This is a genomic window from Bacillus xiamenensis (assembly GCF_001857925.1).
In the GTDB taxonomy this organism is placed as follows: domain Bacteria; phylum Bacillota; class Bacilli; order Bacillales; family Bacillaceae; genus Bacillus; species Bacillus xiamenensis.
In genome coordinates this window covers 3583929-3606077 of sequence record NZ_CP017786.1, presented here as the reverse complement: position 1 = coordinate 3606077, position 22149 = coordinate 3583929, and the positions used below count along the sequence as shown (strand labels likewise).

General features: G+C 37.9%; 24 protein-coding genes and 6 pseudogenes. 26 read left to right on the top strand and 4 right to left on the bottom strand.

Features of this window, described 5'->3' with window-relative positions; translation table 11 throughout:
• Positions 1–145: 145 nt before the first annotated feature.
• From BK049_RS18440 to BK049_RS19225, 13 genes and pseudogenes are all read left to right on the top strand, one after another.
• A complete protein-coding gene (locus tag BK049_RS18440) occupies positions 146–490 on the top strand; it encodes a structural protein (RefSeq protein ID WP_071169152.1) in 345 nt (114 codons plus the stop codon).
• Positions 491–623: 133 nt separating this feature from the next.
• The gene (locus BK049_RS18435; RefSeq protein WP_071169151.1) at positions 624–1322 is read left to right on the top strand and encodes a hypothetical protein; all 699 of its coding nucleotides are present in this window, start codon (positions 624–626) and stop codon (positions 1320–1322) included.
• A gap of 251 nt (positions 1323–1573) precedes the next feature.
• Entirely contained in the window at positions 1574–2284 is a 711-nt protein-coding gene (locus BK049_RS18430) for a hypothetical protein (RefSeq protein WP_145939422.1), read from the top strand.
• Positions 2285–2436: 152 nt separating this feature from the next.
• Positions 2437–2838 carry a hypothetical protein gene (locus tag BK049_RS18425; RefSeq protein WP_071169149.1) on the top strand — a complete coding sequence of 134 codons (402 nt, stop codon included), beginning with the start codon at positions 2437–2439 and terminating at the stop codon, positions 2836–2838.
• A gap of 171 nt (positions 2839–3009) precedes the next feature.
• Positions 3010–3729, top strand: a complete 720-nt coding sequence (gene terS / locus BK049_RS18420) for a phage terminase small subunit (RefSeq protein ID WP_008362206.1) — start codon at positions 3010–3012, stop codon at positions 3727–3729.
• A complete protein-coding gene (locus BK049_RS18415; RefSeq protein ID WP_071169148.1) occupies positions 3729–5033 on the top strand; it encodes a PBSX family phage terminase large subunit in 1305 nt (434 codons plus the stop codon). Before terS ends, BK049_RS18415 begins: the two co-directional genes overlap by 1 nt.
• Entirely contained in the window at positions 5030–6559 is a 1530-nt protein-coding gene (locus BK049_RS18410) for a phage portal protein (protein WP_071169147.1), read from the top strand. Before BK049_RS18415 ends, BK049_RS18410 begins: the two co-directional genes overlap by 4 nt.
• Positions 6556–7474: pseudogene (locus tag BK049_RS18405) on the top strand (phage minor head protein). The gene BK049_RS18410 and the pseudogene BK049_RS18405 overlap by 4 nt, the downstream one beginning before the upstream one ends.
• A 42-nt stretch (positions 7475–7516) precedes the next feature.
• On the top strand, positions 7517–8098 hold the full coding sequence (locus BK049_RS18400) for a hypothetical protein (RefSeq protein WP_071169146.1): 582 nt from the start codon (positions 7517–7519) through the stop codon (positions 8096–8098).
• 46 nt (positions 8099–8144) lie between these two features.
• Positions 8145–9110, top strand: coding sequence for an XkdF-like putative serine protease domain-containing protein (locus tag BK049_RS18395; RefSeq protein WP_342341897.1), 966 nt, complete (start codon positions 8145–8147; stop codon positions 9108–9110).
• A gap of 51 nt (positions 9111–9161) precedes the next feature.
• The gene (locus BK049_RS20045) at positions 9162–9305 is read left to right on the top strand and encodes a hypothetical protein (RefSeq protein ID WP_155887886.1); all 144 of its coding nucleotides are present in this window, start codon (positions 9162–9164) and stop codon (positions 9303–9305) included.
• Positions 9306–9328: 23 nt separating this feature from the next.
• Positions 9329–9418 (top strand): annotated as a pseudogene (locus tag BK049_RS20210) (hypothetical protein); the annotation flags it as partial.
• A pseudogene (locus tag BK049_RS19225) lies at positions 9413–9644 on the top strand (peptidoglycan-binding domain-containing protein); the annotation flags it as partial. The pseudogenes BK049_RS20210 and BK049_RS19225, both read left to right, overlap by 6 nt.
• Positions 9645–9927: 283 nt before the next feature.
• Here the strand turns inward: BK049_RS19225 and BK049_RS18390 are convergent.
• Complete coding sequence (locus BK049_RS18390) at positions 9928–10572, bottom strand: TetR/AcrR family transcriptional regulator (protein WP_232532042.1); 645 nt, start codon at positions 10570–10572, stop codon at positions 9928–9930.
• An 86-nt stretch (positions 10573–10658) separates the two neighbouring features.
• Entirely contained in the window at positions 10659–11477 is an 819-nt protein-coding gene (locus BK049_RS18385) for an oxidoreductase (RefSeq protein WP_071169144.1), read from the bottom strand.
• A 493-nt stretch (positions 11478–11970) separates the two neighbouring features.
• Between BK049_RS18385 and BK049_RS18380 the strand changes: the two genes are divergently transcribed.
• From BK049_RS18380 to BK049_RS18365, 4 genes are all read left to right on the top strand, one after another.
• Positions 11971–13896 (top strand): T7SS effector LXG polymorphic toxin, encoded by a 1926-nt coding sequence (locus BK049_RS18380; protein ID WP_071169143.1) that lies wholly within the window; start codon positions 11971–11973, stop codon positions 13894–13896.
• 5 nt (positions 13897–13901) lie between these two features.
• Positions 13902–14384 carry an immunity protein YezG family protein gene (locus BK049_RS18375; RefSeq protein WP_071169142.1) on the top strand — a complete coding sequence of 161 codons (483 nt, stop codon included), beginning with the start codon at positions 13902–13904 and terminating at the stop codon, positions 14382–14384.
• A gap of 153 nt (positions 14385–14537) precedes the next feature.
• Complete coding sequence (locus BK049_RS18370) at positions 14538–14747, top strand: hypothetical protein (protein WP_071169141.1); 210 nt, start codon at positions 14538–14540, stop codon at positions 14745–14747.
• Positions 14748–14779: 32 nt separating this feature from the next.
• Positions 14780–15127, top strand: a complete 348-nt coding sequence (locus BK049_RS18365; protein WP_244887359.1) for an SMI1/KNR4 family protein — start codon at positions 14780–14782, stop codon at positions 15125–15127.
• A gap of 9 nt (positions 15128–15136) precedes the next feature.
• On the opposite strand, the gene BK049_RS18360 is transcribed toward BK049_RS18365, so the two are convergent.
• Entirely contained in the window at positions 15137–16153 is a 1017-nt protein-coding gene (locus BK049_RS18360) for a hypothetical protein (protein WP_071169139.1), read from the bottom strand.
• Positions 16154–16203: 50 nt separating this feature from the next.
• On the opposite strand from BK049_RS18360, the gene BK049_RS19620 reads away from it, so the two are divergent.
• The 5 genes and pseudogenes from BK049_RS19620 (at position 16204) to BK049_RS18350 (ending at position 17919) form a co-directional block, all read left to right on the top strand.
• The gene (locus BK049_RS19620; protein ID WP_167358867.1) at positions 16204–16341 is read left to right on the top strand and encodes a hypothetical protein; all 138 of its coding nucleotides are present in this window, start codon (positions 16204–16206) and stop codon (positions 16339–16341) included.
• A gap of 61 nt (positions 16342–16402) precedes the next feature.
• A pseudogene (locus BK049_RS20205) lies at positions 16403–16591 on the top strand (YolD-like family protein); the annotation flags it as partial.
• A gap of 41 nt (positions 16592–16632) precedes the next feature.
• Positions 16633–16764 (top strand): annotated as a pseudogene (locus BK049_RS19215) (UV damage repair protein UvrX); the annotation flags it as partial.
• A gap of 259 nt (positions 16765–17023) precedes the next feature.
• Positions 17024–17428 (top strand): annotated as a pseudogene (locus tag BK049_RS18355) (DNA/RNA non-specific endonuclease); the annotation flags it as partial.
• A gap of 5 nt (positions 17429–17433) precedes the next feature.
• Entirely contained in the window at positions 17434–17919 is a 486-nt protein-coding gene (locus BK049_RS18350; RefSeq protein WP_071169137.1) for an immunity protein YezG family protein, read from the top strand.
• A 235-nt stretch (positions 17920–18154) separates the two neighbouring features.
• Here the strand turns inward: BK049_RS18350 and BK049_RS18345 are convergent, their stop codons facing one another.
• On the bottom strand, positions 18155–18526 hold the full coding sequence (locus BK049_RS18345) for an iron chaperone (RefSeq protein ID WP_071169136.1): 372 nt from the start codon (positions 18524–18526) through the stop codon (positions 18155–18157).
• Positions 18527–18912: 386 nt separating this feature from the next.
• Here BK049_RS18345 and BK049_RS18340 point away from each other — a divergent pair, with 386 nt between their 5' ends.
• The 4 genes from BK049_RS18340 to BK049_RS18325 all read left to right on the top strand — a co-directional run bounded on the left by BK049_RS18340 (position 18913) and on the right by BK049_RS18325 (position 21970).
• Complete coding sequence (locus tag BK049_RS18340; RefSeq protein WP_071169135.1) at positions 18913–19566, top strand: CotZ-related putative spore coat protein; 654 nt, start codon at positions 18913–18915, stop codon at positions 19564–19566.
• Positions 19567–19640: 74 nt separating this feature from the next.
• Positions 19641–19985 (top strand): DUF3992 domain-containing protein, encoded by a 345-nt coding sequence (locus BK049_RS18335; protein ID WP_071169134.1) that lies wholly within the window; start codon positions 19641–19643, stop codon positions 19983–19985.
• Positions 19986–20029: 44 nt separating this feature from the next.
• Positions 20030–20617, top strand: a complete 588-nt coding sequence (locus BK049_RS18330; protein ID WP_071169133.1) for a BclA C-terminal domain-containing protein — start codon at positions 20030–20032, stop codon at positions 20615–20617.
• A 240-nt stretch (positions 20618–20857) separates the two neighbouring features.
• Entirely contained in the window at positions 20858–21970 is a 1113-nt protein-coding gene (locus tag BK049_RS18325) for a response regulator aspartate phosphatase (protein ID WP_071169132.1), read from the top strand.
• Positions 21971–22149: the final 179 nt, after the last annotated feature.

Sequence of the window (22149 nt, the reverse complement as noted above, 5' to 3'; positions counted from 1 at the left end):
AGACGCGAAACGTACCAACGACAAGGCGGCCGTATCCGGAGGAAACGATGCTGATTTGATGGGAACAGTCGTCTTTTGGGTGTATGGCTGCAGGTGCTTTGGTGAGGGATAGGAGCGCAAAAATATAAAAAGGGAGATGATGAGCATGGCATCATTAAAAGGTGTATCAGCGAATCCGACAAAGGCGAATCATTTTTTAGGAAAGGATAAGGTTGTTCGTATTGCTGTCAAAAATGACAATGACTATATCGCAGGACCGAATCTTATTCCGCAGCGCAAGGTTAATGGAAAGTGGGAGATGATTAAAACAAATTCCCCGAACCCGCTTAACCCAGGCGAAAAACTTTATGATCAATTTGACATCAAAGAGTCGTTTGGTAACAAAAAAGGTACTTATCGCTTTAGAGTGGATGTAGAACGTTACGACAAAAAGGGTAATCATGTTGAAACTGTTGGTACATTCTACACAAACGAATTTTATATTAAGTGAGGATTTAAGCACCGTCTTTCATGGCGGTGTTTTTCAATTTGCTGTAAAGCGTCCCTGTCTGTTTTCAAAATAAAAATGAAGTTTAATTAGATTAGATGCTATACTAAAAAAAGTAATAATATGGAGGTTGCTAATGAAAAAATTTCTTCTTGTTTTATTTGTACTTATAGTTGCTTTATTCGGTTGCTCTAATCAAAGTGTTTCAAAAAATTTAAAGTCCGGTGAAAATGATCTAAAAGAAGAGCCGAGAAAAGAACAAGAGCCTCAAAAGAAACATGACATTTCTAGTGAAGACAAAAAAATTATAAAATCAATTAAAAATAAAGATTATGAACAAGTTATCAAAAAAACACGCAACTTAAATAACGAGTTTCAAAAAGATTACTACTTTATAGCTTCTGCTTATAAAAAGTTGGAGCAATTAAAAGACGCTGAAGTGATCTTAGATAATTATGATACATATGCTTATGTTGATGCAATGCTGGATAAAGTAAAGTATAAAAAAAGTCATGAAGATTTAGAATTCCTTCAAACTAAAGAGAATAACAAAAAAAACATAGATGCTTTGCAAAAAGATAAAAATGATCAATTAGAGGAAAATTTTAAGGAAGCTGAAACAAGAGAAAGAAACAAGGCTATACAAGAACGAACTAATAACCCTCAAAGTGTTTCTGGTGGAATGACTAAAGAAGAAGTATTGATTGAAGGATGGGGGAGACCTGAAAAGATAAACAAAACCCAAACAGTAGATCATACTTTGGAACAGTGGGTTTATAAAGGAAATAAGTATTTATATTTTGAGAACGGTATTCTAACTACTATATCAAATTGAGATAGGTGTCTAGAGTTAATTGAATGTCCTCGATTTTGAAACGGGCGCTTTTTTAGATCTTTTTCATCAACTAACCTTATTGAGTAAATTTCCTACTCATTTTAAGGAATTTACTGAAAAGTAAGAGGGGAATAGGGTTAAGCGATTCCCTGAGTTAGACACAATAATAGATAAGGTGAATTAGTGAACTGTGTGGATAAAATGAATACTCTAGTTATATAATGTTTTTAAAAAGAGAATGGGGAATTATGGTGTTAGATAAAAAAATAAGCATTGGACATTTTGTATACACTACTATTATTGCGCTCTTAATCATTACTTTTACATTAGTGTTCGCATTTGGTGGTAATAGAGATGCCGGAAACCAAGTAAATGTTATGGCTACAGGAATTTCTATAATCTTAGCAGTTATAGCTATTTTAATGACATTAGTTGATGTTGCTGGACAAAGGCAGTCAATCATTGATATCAAAGAAACTGCTGATAAGTTAATGGAGAATCAAAAAGCTTCAGATGAAGCTTTAGAAAAAACAATTGAAACATTAGATTTTTTAAGCAATTTTAGAGAAGAAATGTTAGCTTCGGTTTCTGAATTTAAAGATATGACTGAAGAAAATTTGAAGCAATTACTTGATAAGGAAAAAATTGAAAAAGATGATTTAGCTACCGTTTTAAAAGAAATCCAAAGTAAAACTACACAATTAGATTCTAAACTAAAGATTACACCAAATAATATTATAAATAAAAGTAATCCTAATATTTACAAGAGATGGATCATGAATAATTATCCAGATAGAATAAATGGTTCGATTGAACTTACTGAATTTAGAGACAGACTTAAACAAAGTTATAGCCATCATATTATTAGCCACTTTATAAAATTCTTAGATAGAAATGGTTTTATATATGAAGAGAACGGAATAGAATATGTAGATATTAATTCTGCTAGAGAATTTGAATAATAGCGAGGCATGATATTGGCAATGAATTTTGTCTAGTATAGGTGATAAGTTGAGAGCGGCTTCTATTGAGGAGGTCGCTTTTTCGTTCGACAAATTTTGCGAATAGTTCTATATGCTCATTTTTTGCCGATATAAAGGGGGGAGGTGATACTATGGGTTATAGATATGATATGAGGAACTATAGTCCTCAGCAGAAAGCAATTGTACGTCAAAGAGATGAAGAAGAAAAATTTCGTCGAGAAGAAGCTGAGCGACAAAAAGTCAAATGTGAGGAAAGCCCAAGAAACGGTGATTATGAGGGTGTCTATTTCAATAAAAACGGAAACTGTTTATTGGAATTAAGAGTATCTGGAACTGCTATTGTAAATGCTCCTTGTGGATTAAAGGATATTGACATAAAAAAATGGTTGTGTGAAACAGGGAGAGAATATCTTGATAAGGTTAAGAAATTTGAGATAGTTACTATTCTTTCTCATGACATAGAAAATCAAAAGATTATTACAGAATGGGAATCCCTTCGCAGAGAGGATTTACCCGAAGAATTTGATTCATAAGAACTATTTAGAAGCGCTTTCCATTGGAGGGCGTTTTTTTGTTCCCTGTAAACTGCTTCCGGTGAATCTTTACATCAAGCATCGGCTTAAAGGTAGAGTGCGGTGGCAGTTTAGAGGAAATAATAATCCCAAAACAAACACGAATCGGAAGGAGGCGGCAGGTGAATGTAAATGGTAGACAAGCACATTCAGGCTCAGAAGGATTACGTCAAAGGTATGAAATACAAGGACCTTGCCGAAAAATACGGAGTGTCGATCAACACCATAAAATCGTGGAAAAAGCGGCATGGTTGGGAAAGGAAAAAGGGTGCACCCAAAGAAAAAAAGGTGCACCCAAAAAAGGGTGGTCAACCGGGTAATGTTAATGCGTTAGGCAATAGCGGGGGAGCAGCACCAATACAAAACCAAAACGCAAAGACACACGGCTTTTACTCAAAGCACATGTCAGCTGAAGCGTTTGAGATCATGCAGGACATTCAGGAGTTTTCGCCCGTTGATCTGCTGTGGGAGCAAATACAGATTCAATTTACCGCTATTGTGCGAGCACAGAAAATAATGTTCGTTGAAAGCAAAGATGAAATGATTAAAGAGTTGAAAAAGAAAAAGTCAGTCGTTTCAGATTCTACTGATATTGAGGAAGAAGAATACGAGTTTCAATTTGCTTGGGATCGTCATGCTACATTCCTAAACGCTCAATCAAGAGCGATGGGAGAGCTGAGAAGCTTGATAAAACAGTTTGAGGGGTTAGCGCATGAGAAAGATGAAAGACGGCTTAAATTGAAGCAGATGAGGCTTAATATTGACAGAACAAAAGCTGAAGTGGAACGGCTTACAGATAATAAAGAAGATCAAACGTTTGAAATCATCATCAAGGATAAGGGGGACCGTTGATGGAAAAAGAAGTGAATCCCCACTTTAGAAAATTTCTTTTTGATTGGGATCAAAAGTTTCAGTTCCTAGTGGGTGGTTACGGTTCATCTAAGAGCTATCACATTGCCTTGAAACTCATCTTAAAGTTACTGGATGAAAAGAGAACAGCCCTTGTGATTCGTGAAGTCTATGACACACACAGGGATTCAACCTTTTCGCTGTTTGAAGAGATCGTAAATGAACTTGGGCTCGATCATGTGATCCAGTGTAGAACATCACCGCTCATGCTTAAATTCCATAATGGGAGCCGGATCATCTTCAAAGGGTTGGACAAGCCAGCCAAATTGAAGTCGATCAACAACATCTCGATCATATGGATTGAAGAATGTTCAGAAGTGAAGTACGAGGGATTCAAGGAGCTGCTTGGTCGTTTGCGTCATCCAACATTGCAACTGCACATGATCCTATCAACGAACCCTGTCGGCCAGGATAATTGGACATACCGTCATTTCTTTAAGGACGATCAAAACAACCGCTTCATCCTAGATGATGAGAGGTTATACAAAGAGCGAACGATCGCTATCAATGATACGTACTATCACCACTCGACGGCCGAAGATAACCTATTTCTACCTGTGAGCTATATCAAGCAGCTGGATGAACTGAAAGAATACGATCCCGACCTTTATCGAATAGCCCGAAAAGGTCATTTTGGTATTAACGGTATTTGTGTTCTTCCTCAATTCGAGGTGCAGCCACATGAAGATGTGATGCTGGCCATATCAAATATCAATCGGCCTTTGCTTAGAGCGGGCATGGACTTTGGTTTCGTTGATTCATATAACGCAGTTGTCAGGTTGGCTGTGGATCACGAGAAGAAGTATCTATATATCTATTGGGAGTATTACGATCGTGGTAAGACCGATGATGTTACTGTCGAGGATTTGAAAGAGTTCGTCGAAACAAAAGAGCTGATCAAGGCTGATAATGAGCAGAAGACAATCGCATATTTCCGCAAGATGGGATACAACATGGTGGCCGCTCATAAGTTCCAAGGATCACGCTTGCAGTACACCAAGAAGATCAAGCGGTTCAAGAAAATCATATGTTCTGACTCATGCAAAAACACGATCTATGAGCTTCAGCCGCTCACGTACAAGACAGACAAGCGCGGCAATATCATAGAGGACGAGTTTCAGATTGACCCTCATACTTTTTCAGCCATCTGGTATGCGTTAGATGATTATGAGGTCACCGATCTGAAAGAGCAGCCTAAAGAGCGGACACGTCCGAACAGAGATAGGAGGTCGATGAGAAGGCTATGACAAAACATGTGAAAGCTACTGTGTTTAAAGCAGACATCTCTCAAACTACGAAACAAATTCATGATGATAGTTTTAACTATGAGGCTGATGGATTGATCGAGCCGCCGTACAATATCACAGAGCTCAAACAAATAGCTGAGTATTCTACCATTCTTCAGCAATGCATTGATGCATATAAAACAAATATTCTAGGTTTCGGCTTAGGAATTGAATATGTCTTTGATTTCAACGCTGAGAATGCACCAGAAGGAAAGAAAGGCGCTGCTGAAAAAGAATGGACGAGGCTTGAGGAGTTTGTGCGATACATGAACTATGATGAATCAGCCGAAGTGGTTCTAGGATATGTGATAGAAGATCGGGAGCGGACAGGGAATGGCTTTGTTGAAGTTTTACGTAATGGCACAGGGCAACCGGCAGGGATTGAATATTTAGATGCTCAACACATGCGAATATGTAAGATAGGTGATCCTGTCGAGATCGACTTTAAATATACCGATTATGGTCAAGTCAAATCTCTCAAAAGAATGAAGCGGTTCAGAAAGTATGTGCAGCAGGTCAACACTAAAAAAGTTTTCTTTAAGGAATACGGAGATCCAAGAACAATGAACGCTGCTACGGGAGAATTTAGCGAAAAAACTCCCCCTGAACTTGTAGCAAGCGAAGTCATCCACTTTAAGATTGGCAGCGGTACATATGGTGTTCCTCGTTGGATTGGTAACATCGTCAATATGTACGGTGCGCGTAAAGCTGAAGAGCTGAACTATCTGTATTTTAAACAAGGTCGTCATGTGCCGGCTGCAATTACTGTAGAGAATGGAATGCTATCTGAAGCATCATATGAACAGCTGCAAGAGTACATGAATGGCATCGAGGGTTCAGATAATGCACATAAATTCCTTTTGCTTGAAGTCGAAGGGATTCCTAAAAAGAAAAAGGACGAAGTAAGCAATGACGAAGACCCAGCACCTGTTAAAGTTGAAATAAAATCACTGGCCGAGATTCTCCAGGAGGATGCGCTGTTCCTTGAATATGATGAGAAAACGAGAAACAAGATACGTTCCTCGTTCCGTCTGCCGCCGATCTACACAGGCGAATCACAGGATTATAACAAGGCCACAGCTGACACCGCTCGAAAAACGACAGAAGAACAGGTATTCCAGCCGGAAAGAATGATCATCACTGGCAAGCTCAACACACTCTTTCTTCCTGATCTCGATCTCTGGCATGTGCGACTCATTTTAAATGGTCCTGACTTTCGTGATCCGCTCGAAATTGCAAAGGTTCTTAGACCGTTTATTCAAGCAGGAGCGGTTTCACCGAATGACCTGCGTGATCTGGCTGGCCGTATTCTTGGTAAGACACTTGAAGAATGGCCAGAGGAAGAATATCACCGACCAATTGAAGCAAAGCCAAAGGCATCAACTAGCTTTCTTGATACGGTTCTTCAAAAGTCTGCGGGTACTAACAATGAATTGGTATCTATCCTCAAAGACCTTAGAGATGAACTAGAGGAGATCCGCAAATGAGTAAGATTGATCAGCTGATAAAAAACATCAATACCTTTGTGCAAAAAGCGGAGGAAGATGAGGTCAAAGAACTTGAAGCAGCTTTAGCAGATTTCCCTGAACTGAAAGACATTCCCTCTTTGGTAGAAGAATACGAGAAAGCCATCGCTAGATTGTCAAGATTGCAACGCAGGACGTTTTTGAATGCACTGAATGGTTTTATATCCAAGGACGATTCGGAGACGTTAGAATCAATTCTGGCATTTTTTCAAAATGACTTGTTTGCAGCTGATGAATTTGCGGAGCTATTTGGAAAAGAAACGGCCATTTTCTTGACGCTGACAGTCACGCAGCTGGCTGAGAAGATCATGCATTCCATCGATGCAGATATTCCATTCAAGGTGCTTTCTGAGAAAACTGAACAGTGGATTGAATCATGGTCACAGGAGTTGGCGCAGCTTATGCAGCTGAATACTCATACAGCCATTGAGCAAACGCTGAAAGAGGGTATAAAAGAAGGTCGCTCTATCCAAGAGATTGAACTGGAGCTGAAGGACCTTCCTGAATTCAGCCGCAAGCGCGCACGTGTGACGGCGGTCACAGAAGTGTTGACCGCTTCTTCCGTTGCTCAACATGAATCCTATGTCCAATCTCCAGCTGTGACGGCAAAGCGATGGAAGCACAGTGGCGGGAAGAAGAATCAGTCCAGAGAAAGTCATGTGCAGCTGGACGGCACGATCATTCCCCTCGATGAAGAATTTGAGATACCAGGAAGCGGAGAGCGGTGCATGTTTCCGAGAGATACACAAGCTCACGCCAAAAGAGCGAGTAAATTGTCATTGTGCGGTGGGTCCTGTGGTTGACCCAGTCATTTTAGGTTTGTCAGCTGAGGAAAAAGAAGAGATTAGAAGAAGAGTATTACAGAACATGGAATAAAATAGTATAATATCCTCATTACTTTGAGAATGAGGGGAAATTATGAATGTTTATGAATTAATATCTTCTATTGTTACAGCAATGATATGGCCGATTCTAATAATTATTGTTATTGCCATGCTAAAGAAACCTATTACTAATCTTATTCAAGATATAGCAACCATAAAATATGGAGGCTTTGAACTGAATTTCATTAGGAACAAGTTAGAGGAAATTCAAGAGGGATTAAAATTTGAGAATGGTTCAAATTTAGAAATTGACGAAAATAAAGGTGTTAAAAACATTAAGATGGAATCGTCTGAAAAGAAAATTGAAAAAAATAGAAGTGTGTATGAAAGTTTAAATTCACTTGATATGGAAATTCTTGAATTGTACTTTACTGTTGATCGGAAAGCAGCTCACAAAAAACAAATTGCGGATTTGGATATACCTTCTCTTATTACTTATTTACAAGAACGTAAAGTTATTAATAGTAAAATAGCTAAAATTATTACGGATACTCGAAAGCTTCCTGATTACTTTTCCAAACCGTTGACAAAAGATGTTGAACTGCAATTTACTAAAACATGTGAAGATTTATCTCGCTATCTTAATGCTATAAAACAATTAAAAAGATATAAGTGAGTCTTCTTAGAAAGAAGGCTTTTTCTTTTGAAAGGAGGTGAATGAATTGCCAAGTGAATTGGTAAATGCAAAAATCACACACGTTTCATACGTGGACAAGGCTGCTAATCAAAAGCAGTTCTTTTTTATGAAGTCGGAAAAGCAGCCAGACTTTCAAAAAGAGATTAAGGTCATTGCCAAAGCTGATGATGCACAGCGTCTTGTGTACGGTATTGTTTATGAACCAAACGTAGCGGATGCTCATGGGGATTACATGACACCAGAAATTGAGAAAGCGGCACACGGATTCTTGAAGGATGCACGTGAAATCGACAAGCAGCATGATTTCCAAGGCGGTGTCGGGGAAGTCGTTGAATCGTACATTGCTCCGTCTGACTTTGAAATGGGCGATGAGGTTATCAAGAAAGGATCGTGGGTCCTTGTGACAAAAGCATCTGATGAAATCTGGGAACAGATTCAAAAGGGTGAAATCACCGGATACTCTATGGCCGGAACAGCGGATATAGGAAAACAAGAGGATCACAAGCCAGCTTCTGATGAGAAGGGGCTTTTTTCTTTGCTCAAAAACTTCTTTTTATCAAAAGGAGAAGTGAAGAACAGGTACGACAAAGGCCGCATGCGTCGGGAGTTTTGGGCGGCACAAGATGCACTGAATTCCGTTTTGTTTAAATGGGATTCTTACGACGATGAAGACTTGGAGACTGATCCTGAAAAGGTAAGGGCAGCACTGCAAGACTTTGTGGAAATTACACAAGAGATTTTGCTTACTGATGACTTGGCTGGTATCCAAACTGATCCACCTGAAGAAATCATAAAAGCTGGCCGAAAGTTTTCAGCTGCTAACTTAACTGAATTGAAAAATGCAAGAGCCGCTATCGACAATCTGTTGAGTCAAACGGAAGAGAAGGAGGAGGACGAAGAAGTGAATAAAGAAGATCTGCAAAAGATGCTAGATGACACAATTGCACCGGTTGTAAAGCGACTGGATGACCTTGAGAAGGGAGAAGGCTAAGGTCAGCCTGATCCCCAAGAAAAACAAATTGATGAAGAGGTCGCAAAAGAAATGGCCGTAGCTGTAGAAAAGGCACTGGCTCCAGTTGTTGAAAGAGTCGAAGCGCTTGAAAAAGCACGTCCGCAAGGTAATGGAGTAGGAGATCAACAACAAGACGTACAAAAATCTGAAGCGTTATGGGACGGCTTGCTTTAAGCCGAGAACAAGGAGGAACTAGAGTGAGAAATCAAGAGGTACTTAACAAAGCGGAAGTGACGCTGGCTACTTTAAAGACAGGTGGTCTCATGAATCCGACCCAATCAAGCACGTCAAAGAAGTCATTTAACTTACCATCTGGCATCATTAAAGTGACCAAGCCTTTGACCAAAGGGCGCTGGAGTAAAAGCATTGCAGGAAGCCCTTGCTGCTGTATATTTCTACCCTGATAAAGGGGCGAAAAATAACGGCATTGACGGCTACTATAGTCCAAAGACAGAAAATGCGGTCAAACGATTCCAGCTAACCTCATTTGAACGGCCTCTTCTTTTACACTAATCGGATAACTAACTCTTTTTCCCATACAAAAACACCTCCAAATTGTTCTCAGGTATGCTATACCCGGTTTTCAATTTAATGGTGTTTTTATTTGTCTCACTTTATGGGGTCAGTCCCTTTAATATTGTGTTGTTATGAGAGCGGTTCATTCAAGATAAAAAAGACTTTGCTATAGATGGCGATTCTGCAAATATGTGAGTATTTACAACATCAGATGGAAGTATTCACTGACCATTTCCACAGAATTGTTGCAATCATTTTTGTTATGGAGAAGATTAAAACTTTAAGCCTCAAGGCCTTTTAAATAACCATCAAGGTAACAAGACATTGTATTCATCACATCTGTTTTAAAATCTCGTTTAAAGTCTTGCATAGCATGATTTTCAATAATGGTTATGACTTCATCTGGTAAGGTTGCAGTGAGCTTGCAGCCAATGACAATTGCTGCCTCAGCTTGAAAGATATCCATTACCTGCTCCTCACTGATCACTTGATTTTCACAAAGCAAGTCGGTCATTTCCGTTAACTTTTGAAATAACTTCAGTTTTAATTGAAGCATCGTGTTAGAGTCAACGTTTCTTTCTAACACAGAAGTGCGAATAGCTTCTAATCTAATATACATAGGATTTTGATCTATTATTTCTTCCAATTCTTTCAGAAAAAGATGTTTGATATCCTGAAGGTTTTTGATCTTTGTTTCTGAAATAATCTCAATGAATCGATCCAGCCTTTTTACATATTCTCGACATAATAGTTGAAAAAAAAGGGCTTCTTTCGTTTTGAAATAAACAAACAATATGCCTTTAGATAGCTTTGCTTCTTTGGCGATATCAGACATTTTAATTTGGTTATATTCATGTTTTTCAAAAAGCTCCGCTGCTTTATCTAAAATCGATTGCGCTCTTAGAGCCTTTGCTTCATCTGTCATCGCTCTTTTCATTATTTTTCAACCTCCATTTCAAAGGGTTGTTTTGATTTGGAGTCAGACAAAGAGATGTATAAGGAATCATGTGATTAGCTGAACCTTTTAATGATCTTATCAAACATACGATCACCAAGAAGCTTCTTCATAAATACCATAGGTTTGGCACCAAACCCAACCAAATAACGCGTTTTGGGTTTCGTTACAGTGACAGCTTTCACAATTGTATTTGCAATGACCTCTGGTTTTGTTAAATTACTTCCTGAATACGTTTTTACCATGTTATCTGCTGATTTGTTGGCAGCTTCTTTATAAGCTCCTTTTGCAGAAGCTGCTCTAAGTTTTTCTGCTGCAATGACTCCCCAGTCGGTTGCAATTCCGCCAGGTTCCACCACAATGACATCAATACCAAATGGTTCAACTTCTAATCGTAAGCAATCAGAAAAACCTTCTACTGCAAATTTTGTAGCGTGATACCACCCGCCAAATGATGTCCACACTTTACCACCCATAGAAGAAATATTGACGATCTTTCCATAGTTGTTTTTTCTCATACTAGGCAGAACAAGCTGTGTCATTCTGGCAAGGCCAAACAGGTTTACTTCTACTTGTCTTCGAGCTTCTTCCATAGATACATCTTCAACCGCACCATATGAGCCGTAGCCCGCATTATTGACAAGCACGTCGATTCTTCCTTCTTTGTCCAAAATCTCACGTACACAGTTTACCATAGACTCTTCATCAGTGACATCAAGAGAAATGATGCTAATTCCTTGAGAAGTCAAGTCTTCCATCATTTCTTTTCGCCGAGCAGCACCATAAACAATGAATCCTTTCTTATTTAATTCAATTGCTGTGGACTTTCCGATACCTGCTGATGCACCTGTGATAAGAGCAACTTTTTTACTCATTTGTTATTCCTCCTTGTTTTTTGACCAGAGGTCATTTGTTGATGACTTACGGTCAATTATAAATGACCTGTAGTCAACTGTAAAGGAGAATGATTCATATGTTTTATCATTTATTTGAATTTTGATTAAATGGTTTTCTTTATGAAGTGTGGACAATACATGTCGTATTGTCTTTGTGGAGGTGTTTGAACGACTGAAAAGAAGTTGGCTTATGTTGATAATAAATTAGAAAAAGCTGAATTTTATTATTAATTAGCCGCTCCATTCTATGATTTGAAAATCACTTTCTTATTTTTAAATATCATGCTCAAAAGGCTTTGGTAGCACTAGGTGCACTTTTCTGTATAAATAGTTTCATTCAGGATCTCCAAACAGTCGAATCAAAAGACATCTCTGATGGATTATTGGTTAAAAAATAATAAAGTGGATTAAAGTGTCAGGCTCCTTATGGTATTCTAGTAAAAGAATATTCCATAAAAGGAGTCTTTTTTATATGAAAATATTAGATGCTCCATCTTTACTAACAGCTGTAGAAAAAAGGTCAAAAGCCTATAATGACCTTCAAGAAGAAATGAAACATGTGAAAAAAGCACTAAAAAGTGTGTCGGGATTAGGTGATGAATTTACTGGAAAAGGTGCAGATAATATTAAGGCTTTTTATGAGGATCTTGCGCTTTACACGGACACTTATCTTGATTTTATCGAGATGCAAAAAGCTTTTTTAGATGGGGTGAAAGGAAAGCTTGATGACAAATCATTAGGCGGGAGTACTTTTATTGATGAGCACTTTTTAGACACTCAATTGAAACAAGGGATTCAGAACAATAAAGATATGGTCAAAGAACAAAAAGAAGCCCTGTCCACTATTTTTGATGATATCAGTGATTTGATTGAATTACACATATTTTCAAGTAAAGAGGTCAATGAACATTTAGACGATGCGAACAAAAAAAGAAAAGAGACTATTGATGCTTTACATAAAATAGACCATGATTTGAAAACAGAATACGCAAAGTCAGAAGCGGTTGAGAATCACCTCAACACTTTTTATGCAAAGATGATGGCTGCTACAGGAAAAGGAAAGAACGCCCAGCCAATGTATTATGATGCCAAAACATTTCATAAGACAGATGTGTACAAAAACCATGATCAAATTGATGCACAGGTGAAAGCATATTTAAAGGTGAAAAAAGAAGAAAAAGAAAAACGAAGAATCAAAGAACTGAAAGAAAAGCTCAATGATCCTTCGTGTATATCAGAAGCGAAATACTTTGAGATTGTAGATGAGATAGGCTATGAGAATCTCACATATGATCAAAAAATGTATTACAGCCAGCTTCTCCAAATCAAAGCACAGGAAGAAGCATCAGAGGTATTCGTTGATAGTGTAAAAGGTGCTGCGGTTGGTCTATACGATGTGGCAAAAGATACAGTGACCGGAATATATGATCTTGTCACTGACCCTGGTGGGGCTTTTGAATCAGTTTTGACAGCTGTTTCTCATCCAATTGAAACATCGAAAGCGATTGGGAAATCTATTTCTGATTCATTTCAAAAAGAGGTCATAGATGGTGATGCGTATTCTCGGTCACACTGGTTTGCCTATGCAACTGGTTCTCTAGCAGAAATTGTGTTTGGTTCTAAAGGGGCAGGCGCCATTACAAAAACGGGGACATCCGCAGCCAAAACAACAGTGAAGAAAGGCCTTGAACAAGGGGCAAAATCAATCGATAATGTCACCATTCCGAATCTATTGCCATATTCACCAAAGTTTCAAATAGCAGGTGGAGGGAAACTCCCTTATAACGTTTTTGATGGAGAAAACTTAAAAAATAAACTCCTCTCCATGGCAAAGCGTCTAGACAACAACTCAGGATACGGTATCTCTCAGACAGGCAGACGATTACCAGCACCAAAATCACCACCAACCGTTGTTAGTTACGGAGATCACTATGTGAGGTGGAAACGCAAAAAGGTATTAAAACCAAATGTCGTTTATTCAACCAAACAAGGTTATACGTACACAACAGATCACTACGGACGCATTGTCAAAGTCGAAGCAAGTGATTTAAAATACGGAGAGATCAAAAGAAACCAATATGCCCAATCTAATTCAGGCAAGCCGGATCGATTATCAAAAGATGACGGAGGTCACTTGATTGCCTCTATTTTTAAAGGGTCTGGGGATATTGATAACCTTGTTCCGATGAGTTCACAGATTAATAGAAGTGGCGGGAAATGGTATGAGATGGAACAAAGATGGTTGAAGGCATTGAGGGCTGATCCACCTAAACATGTAGAAGTTAGTATTCGGCCTGTCTATAAGGACGATTCATTAAGACCTGAAAAGTTCGTAGTACGTTATAAAATTGGAGAACATTCAGAACGTGAAGTTATTAAGAATCAACCTGGAGGTTAAAGATAATGGAAGAATTAGAAGTGAATTATAAAAAAATAGCAGAAACAATTGACGAAATGATACCATGTGACTGGGATAAAGTTTGGATGTATGCAGAAATACTTGACGATTCAGCTGGAATTAATTTTTATTTTACTGAACCTAATAATAAAGAACGTATTTATGGTCATGATATTCCTGAGAGATATAGTGTAAGCGACTCTGTTTACGACCATTTATTAGTTGAACTCAGCGAAGCTCTTGAAGAATTGAAAAAGGAATATATAAAAAATAGTTTAGGTGCTTGGACAACAGCTACTCTCGAACTGGAGAGATCGGGAAAATTCTCAATTGATTATGGTTACGAAGATGTTTACTCATTAGGTATTGACCATATACAAAGAAGAGCTGTATGGAAATATGAAACTTTCGGATTCTTACCCAAAGACGAGGAAGATAAAGAAGCTGTGTTGAATTTTATAAAAAATAAAGAAGACAACAATAACTAACACATTACCCTCCTTTAATTTGGAGGGTTTTTGTATTAGATATGAATTGGCTCTAGAAAAAGTAGACTAAGAGGATACAACTTGTTCCGACTGACTTACATAAAAATGCAGCACATATTGGTGTTGCATTAGACTTAACAGGAGGCTAGTAAAATGAGTTTTAAACGGATTAAAGACAAACTTGATCAATACACTATTGATATTAGATCAACCAAAACAAATAACTCTTTAAACGAAATGAAAAAAATAGAAGAAGAAAATGCTTATCACATTTCTCCTGATTATAAAAGTTTTATTAATGAATACGGAGAATGTTGGATTGAGGAGAATGTTGGATTGAGGACAATGTATATACCTATTTAAAAGAAAAACCATTGTGGCTAGTTGGTGAATCAGTGCCAGTCGAATTGTTTTATGGGTTGGAGCAGAATGATTATGATATACGAGAAGCCATAAAAACATATAAAGAGCAATTACCAGAACAAATAATTCCTATCGCAGATGCAGATGGTGGAGACCTAATTTGTTTAGATGTTAGTGAAATAAATCAAGGGAAAATATATTTCTGGGATCATGAGCTAAGAGATGGCGAACAAGACCTATTCCTGATTGCTGATACTTTCACTGAATTTATTGAAGGGTTATTTGTGGTTGAAGAAGATGGTGATGAAGATAGTGATACAGAAGATATTGATATCCAACTTAGTGACGACCTTTTAAAAATGTTAAAGGAAAGAGAATAAAGACACCTTCTATAAGTGTGTCTTATTTTTATTAGCTATTTTCTTTATGGCATTTCTGTAGCCTTCTTGGTCAGCGAGAGGGGCAACTAAAAAAATATTATTAAGTCTCCCAGGATTATTATCAAAATATCCAGCTAAATCTATAACAGTATCGTTCAATAGCTCCTCATTGACCACATCAAAATCATAGCATTCGAACTCACCAAATCTCGCTTTATATAGGCAAACCTTATTGAAACAAATTTTATCATAGTTTAAGCTGCCAATAATTAAGTGATTGTCTTCAATCTCTCTAAGAAATCGGTTGAGCAAAAAGTATCCACTTAATTGAAGACTATCTTTAGAGTCATACTTAAAGTTTCCTGTGGTTTTGAAATCGTATAAAACGCCATCAATAACAATGTCTGCATCCGCACCGTCTACTAAAAAAGAACTTATCCCAAAGTTTGGATTGAAAACAACCTCACTTTTCTTATTAACAATACCACTAGATATAAACTTTTCTTCGAAAACAGCCATTAACTCTTTCAAATCAGGAATAAGCAGATCTGATCTTTGAATAGTTAAAAACTCGTTCTTATCAAAACTTTTAGGCACTCTCATTCTAAAAAATTGTTCTAATTTACCTAATCTAAGAGCAACTAAAATTATATCGTCTGTTAATTCTTGATTGTTTTTTATAAAATCGTAAACTGCAGTGTGAAGAGGTGTGTAATACTCACCCACAAGATTAAAGTTGGCAGTTTTTATCTGAAGCTTTTTCATGCCTTTTAATGCAGTTAAGTATTGTCCCGCATCAGTGTTGTTTATAACCTGACCAATTCTAAATCTTGCTAAATAATCAAAAGCCATACCAACTAAACTGGAATCCCCAGCGTGTGGTAAATTACTTTCCACTAAGCAGGTATATTTTTTTGAAAACGGAAGCTTACCACTGAGAGTGGTGTAATCTTCTTTTAATGGCGCTATTGTTGAAATAATATCTCTGAATTCTTTGTTGTTTTTTATTCTGCTTGTTAATGACATCAATCTATCCTCCTAATTGTTATACATAAATTGTAACAGAAGGAGAGATTTTGTATACCAATATTTACATCGAACAAAAGTTCTCAAAACGCATTGATAAAGAACGTTTGTTCTGTTGCTATTTAATCATTCAAGAAGGAGTGATTAAATGCTTAGAGACAGAGGTACGATTAAATGGACAGCTATGATGTTACCTGAGCGCATGTTGCACGACTTAAACACGACCTAGCATAAACGAAAAAAACAGATAAACCAATTATAATAGATGAACAACAAGCAGAAGAATTTGAATCAATAATCGCCTATGCAATGAGTGTTAACAAGCCGTTGAATTTTTCAATTTTTGATTTGGGAGTTGTCAATCATCTAAAAGGAAGGTTTCACACAATACATCAACTACGAAAAGAAAATGCTACATATAAAGGAATTGTCAGATGATATTCACTTTGTTTTATTAGATGACATAGTGGGTGTTTCTTATGATTGATTACACTAAGTTTCCACGTCACAAAATATTGTGTGTAGACATGAAATCCTTTTATGCTTCCATTTCAGCAGTAATGATGGGGGTAGATCATCTTGAGTGTTATTTTGCTGTTGTAGGGAACACAAAGGAGCTAGAATATCAGACAAGCATGTGCATGAACACTATGCAAAAAGGCGCCACAAGGCGTGGCAAACCTCTTCAAAGGCGGAAAAGCCGTCTACAAAACCACCCAAGCCACATCAGCCGCAGTCAGAGCAGTCGACATTTACAAGACGTCACAAAAATCTTTTGATGCCTTGAAAATATCTCAAAAAGGCTTATATGGACTCACCGCCACCAATGGTTTCAGCGAAGCGATCACTGGCCGAGATATGTTTGGAAATTATACGTACACAACAGATCACTACGGACGCATTGTCAAAGTCGAAGCAAGTGATTTAAAATACGGAGAGATCAAAAGAAATCAATACGCTCAATGCAATTCTGGAAAGCCGGATCGATTGTTAGATGATGATGGTGGTCATTTAATTGCGTCTATTTTCAAAGGTTCTGGTGATATTGATAATCTTGTGCCGATGAATTCGCAGATTAATCGTAGTGGCGGGAAATGGTATGAGATGGAACAGAAATGGAGAAAAGCATTAGCATCTGATCCTCCAAAGCGTGTAGAAGTTATAATTGAGCCGAAATATTTAAACGATTCAATTAGACCCTCTGAGTTTGGTGTGTTTTATAGCATAGAAGGAAAAGAAAAGTATCTAATTATTGAAAATAAAATCGGAGGGTGAATAACATGGAAAATATAACAATTGATTCCATCTATCGGAAAATGGTTGAACTTATTCATGATCACATTCCAGTTGAATGGGAAAAAATACGAATGTATACGGAAGTGGTCAAACACGAAGCAGAAATAACTTTTTACTTTAAAAAAAGGGGTGATGAGGAGTTTATATACGGGCACAATATACCTAACTTATTTAATATCAGTAGATCAGTATATATGGACTTTTTAGTTGAATTAACACGATTATTTAGACAGTTAAAAACATTTTATGAAAAAAATAATTATGGTTCATGGACTAATCTCACGCTTGAGATGGAGCATTCAGGTAAATTCTCGATTGAATATGGGTATGAAGATATTTTCTCATTAGGTATTGATGGTGATCAACGAATTGCAGTTTGGGAATATGAAACTTTTGGATTTTTACCCGACGATGAGGAAGATAAAGAAGCAGTACTGAATTTTATAAAAAATAAAGAGAACAGAATGTAATAGATTATAAAACAAAAAATAAACAAAACCCCTCCTGTCATGGGTAGACTAACCTAGTCAAATGGGACATAAAAAAACACCCTTCAAGTGGTACACTTACGATCCGCCGCTGATCCAAAGGGAAGTCAGCGTCCTTTTGTCGTGCTAAGCAGAGAAATGTGTAGGTAAGAGAACAAAATAAAATACAAGCTCCAAAAACACCCCAATCTGATTTCATGACAGATTGGGGTGTTGATTATTTTCGCCAAAATGTGGAACAATCGGCTTTGTCTTCAATGTTAAATTCGATGATTTTTTTAAGGAGAGGATAGTCAATCGGCAAGCTTTCTTTCATCCGAAACATCTTTTTTCCATGATCATAACCAGCTTGTACAATTTCTGCTGAAAAGTGATCAATTCCTTTTCCTTCTGGTGCGACAGAAATGTGGTGTTTTGCGACGCTAAACCCGATAATAAATGTGCCATGATCTGTGAACATGGGCTGATTCCAAGCAATTCTTGGCTCTAATTGAGGGAATGTGTCTGAAATCCATTGTAAGATATCTTGCGTGCGCTGTTTCAGCTCTGGATGACCGATATTGTTTACATATTCTTCAAAAACCTCCATTGTTTTCATCCTCCATATTCATCAAGCCTCAGACGGGATTCGAACCCGCACTCCTTTCGTAAGCATAGGCTAGGGGGCAACACGCTTCCCTACGGAATTTCACCGACAGGAGTTTCACCTGTCTCAGCTCATTTGCTTTTCGGTGCTTCTGAAACCCTTGCCTTGCGACCCGCCAGCTACAATTGTTTTACGGCGCTCTTCCCTTCTAGAGCTACTGAGGCACGGAAGTTCTTGTTCATATTATATAGAGAAACTTGAAAAATGAAAAGCTATGCTCATCATCTAATCCAATCGCGCACAAAATAGTCAAAGGCACATATGATAAAAGACCATATAGATATGTATACAGCATGGAATTGGGCTGATTGTAAGTGACAAACCTGTTGATGAGTAAACTAAAAGAGATAAACAATCAAACAAAATTTGAAGGATTTACTCACAAACGTTCGATGAGTTCTCCCTTTTTGCTCACCATGGAAGATGGGGAACCTTTTGACTCATGGGTGTTTTTTGAAAGAAGTGTGTTTAAGACTTGCTATTTTTCTTTGAGCTCTATCAATGAAAAGCAGAATTGTGTAGTGTTAGAGCTTCTTGTACCGTGCTGCAATAGATCAACATGCCGTCAAAAAGTTTTATATCGATCCAGTTCGAAAATTTTTGTAGATCTTTCTTTTTTATGTGGAATGATGAAAGTAGAGCTTCCTGTATATGATGCGCTTATTTTAAAAAACATAGAATCACACCACATATTTCTTTGTTTTTCCACATCGCCCAGTTCGGTGGAAGTATGGCGGAATGGAACAAAATTTCTCAATACGGCAACTGTTGTGTTGCATCATCAAGATCATCAGGATGTACCAGTCGCAATTAGGATTCAAACTGGTTCATTTTGTTATGATCTTCTTGTCCAAAAAGGAGAAAGCCGTGCGATCACTGTGAAAGATGTGAAATTTATCTTGAACACCCCGTCAACTGAAAATGTGCAAGCACGATTAGACATGCAAATCAACATGGTGCAAAAAAGAAAAATAAAGCTTTAAATCTGGGATAATCGCACAATCTTTAAAGATCACTAGATCATAGTCTATCAAGACTAGGTTGAAGGAGGGTTAAAATGGCTATTTTAGGCGGATGTAGTAATGAACAAGCGGGCTTTGTAAATGATGCAGTATGCTTCACACTTGATTTAGCAGCAGCTGCTGATGCAGTTGTCGTCTGGACAGATGGAACACCTTATGTCATAAACGGAACCATCATGGTGGAAAACAATGGGATTGTGGCTGTAGCTCCTACTGTGACTTTAGAGGTAAACGGTACAGCTGTTCCTGATTTCACGGTACCACCAGGAGAGAGTCGATCCATTACGCTAAGTGATCTGAACTCAATTGGGATTGTAGCTACTGGTGGAACATCGACTGGAAATATTGTCGTTTCGTTTTCTCTCAATTATCAGTATTAGTGTGTATGTCTTGAAGATTCCACAGTTTGAAAGTAGTGAGAGACATGTGCGCCCAACTTAATATGTGTGGAGGAATAACCGGTCCAACCGGAGCCACAGGCCTAACGGGAATAACCGGTCCAACCGGAGCCACAGGCCCAACGGGAGTAACCGGCCCAACTGGTGCCACGGGTTCAACCGGACTAACCGGCTCAACCGGTGACACAGGTCCAACCGGTACAAGTTTAACGACTAATTCGATGTACGCATCCAATACGTCAGGAAGTACGGTACTGGTTGTTTTAGGCGGAACAGCAGTGACGCTGCCTAATAACCAAAGTTTAGATGGATTTACCGTAAGTGGTGGTAATACGGTGTTTACTGTACCTGTTTCAGGGCGGTATTTCATCACGTATCAAATTAATACAAACGCTTCACTGCTTGCAGGAACAAGGGTGATCAACAACGGAACACCCATAGCAGGATCAATTTTATCACCTGCTTTATCTACATCTACCTACAACGTATCTCTCATTACAACACTTGCAGCAGGGAATCAAATCTCTCTTCAAATATTCGGTTTAATCGCAACTGCAATATTACTTGGCGGGGGATCTGTTGGAGCTGCACTAACCATTATTAGATTGGAATAAATCCAAAAAGCCCAATAAGGGATTTTTTCAATTCAATCGTGTCTTTTGGTAGAAAAAACGAATTTTTAGTGTATACACCATTGACTAGGAGAAAGAAACGCCATGACATTGGAATCGGTTGTTGAAGATTCAAGTGATTCATATTAAAATGATGTCAAATGGACTAATTAGCAATTGCTAATAGAAGTTCCATATTTAGTGAAATCATGTCATGTAGCTGAAAGTGATTGGGGGTGTAGAATGAGCAAAGTTCCTGTTGCGGAATTGGCATCATTATTAAATGACTGGAACATGGAAATCAAAAAAGATCATGCAGATGAGGCAGAACGGTTATTTGCCAAAGCGAAACAAGCAGTAGAGAAAATCGACGATGCGGACATCCTGATGTATTATTCTCTCCTTGAGAAAAGACATCACATTTTGATGTACAATTTAAGAGGGCAAAAAGGCAATGTTTCAACGAAAAGTATGGAAGGTCATTATGGAAAGAAAGAGGATGATTTGTCTAATCGCCTTGCTTACTATTTTGATTTTTACGAAGGTGTGTATGAACAGCATCAGGGGAATTATGAGGTTGCCTTACAGATGTATCAAAGTGCCGAAAAGCTCTTAGATAAAATTCCAAGTGAGATCGAACGTGCTGATTTCGACTTTAAAATCGCGTGGCTTTACTATCGCCTTAGTCATATCATGCTCTCATTAAGTTATATTCGCAGAGCCCTGCACGTTTATAAACGTCACAAGCAGTATGAAAGAAGAACTGCACTTTCATACTCTCTTATTGCAGCGAATCTTACAGAGATTGGCCGGTACGAAGAGGCGCTTGAGAATTATCGTTTGGCGGAAGAGGTTTTGACGAATGAGCAGGATGACTTTATGCTGGCTCAGCATCACCACAATGTGGCGATTTTATATTCATTTTGGAATAAACCGAAAGAATCCATACGTCATCTTGAAAAAGCGTTGTCTCATCAAGAGTACTATGATTCAGATTTCTTTTTCCATTCTACGTATCTGATGAGCCGGGAACTCTGTGTGATTGGTGAAAAGCAGCGTGCAAGCCAGTATATAGAGGCTGCATATGCCCGAATAAAAGATGCTTCTCATGAAGTGTTTCAGCTTAAAATAGGCATTGTACATGATCTTTACTTAACGAATGTGCCACAAAGATTTCAGCAAATTGATGAGAAATTAAGAAAGTTAGAAGAGAAGAATGAATATCATGAAGTAAAAGAGCTTTCACACTTTGCGGCAAAATATTGTGAAAAGCAAGCACTTTATGAGCAGTCGGTTTTTTACTTGAATAAAAGTTTAGAAGCGGATTTACATATGAAAAGAATGGGGTTGATTTAAGATGAAAACAGGATTAAAAGTATTATTCGTTGTAGGTTTAGCGATTGCTGCGGCGGTTTTAACTGAAAACGTAGCGGGTTCATTCGAAGTAGCAGAAAAAATCATTGGTGGTTAATCACCAATCTATATTTCGCCCTTGTTGATCATGATCAGCAAGGGTTTTTTGTATGAATAGGCTC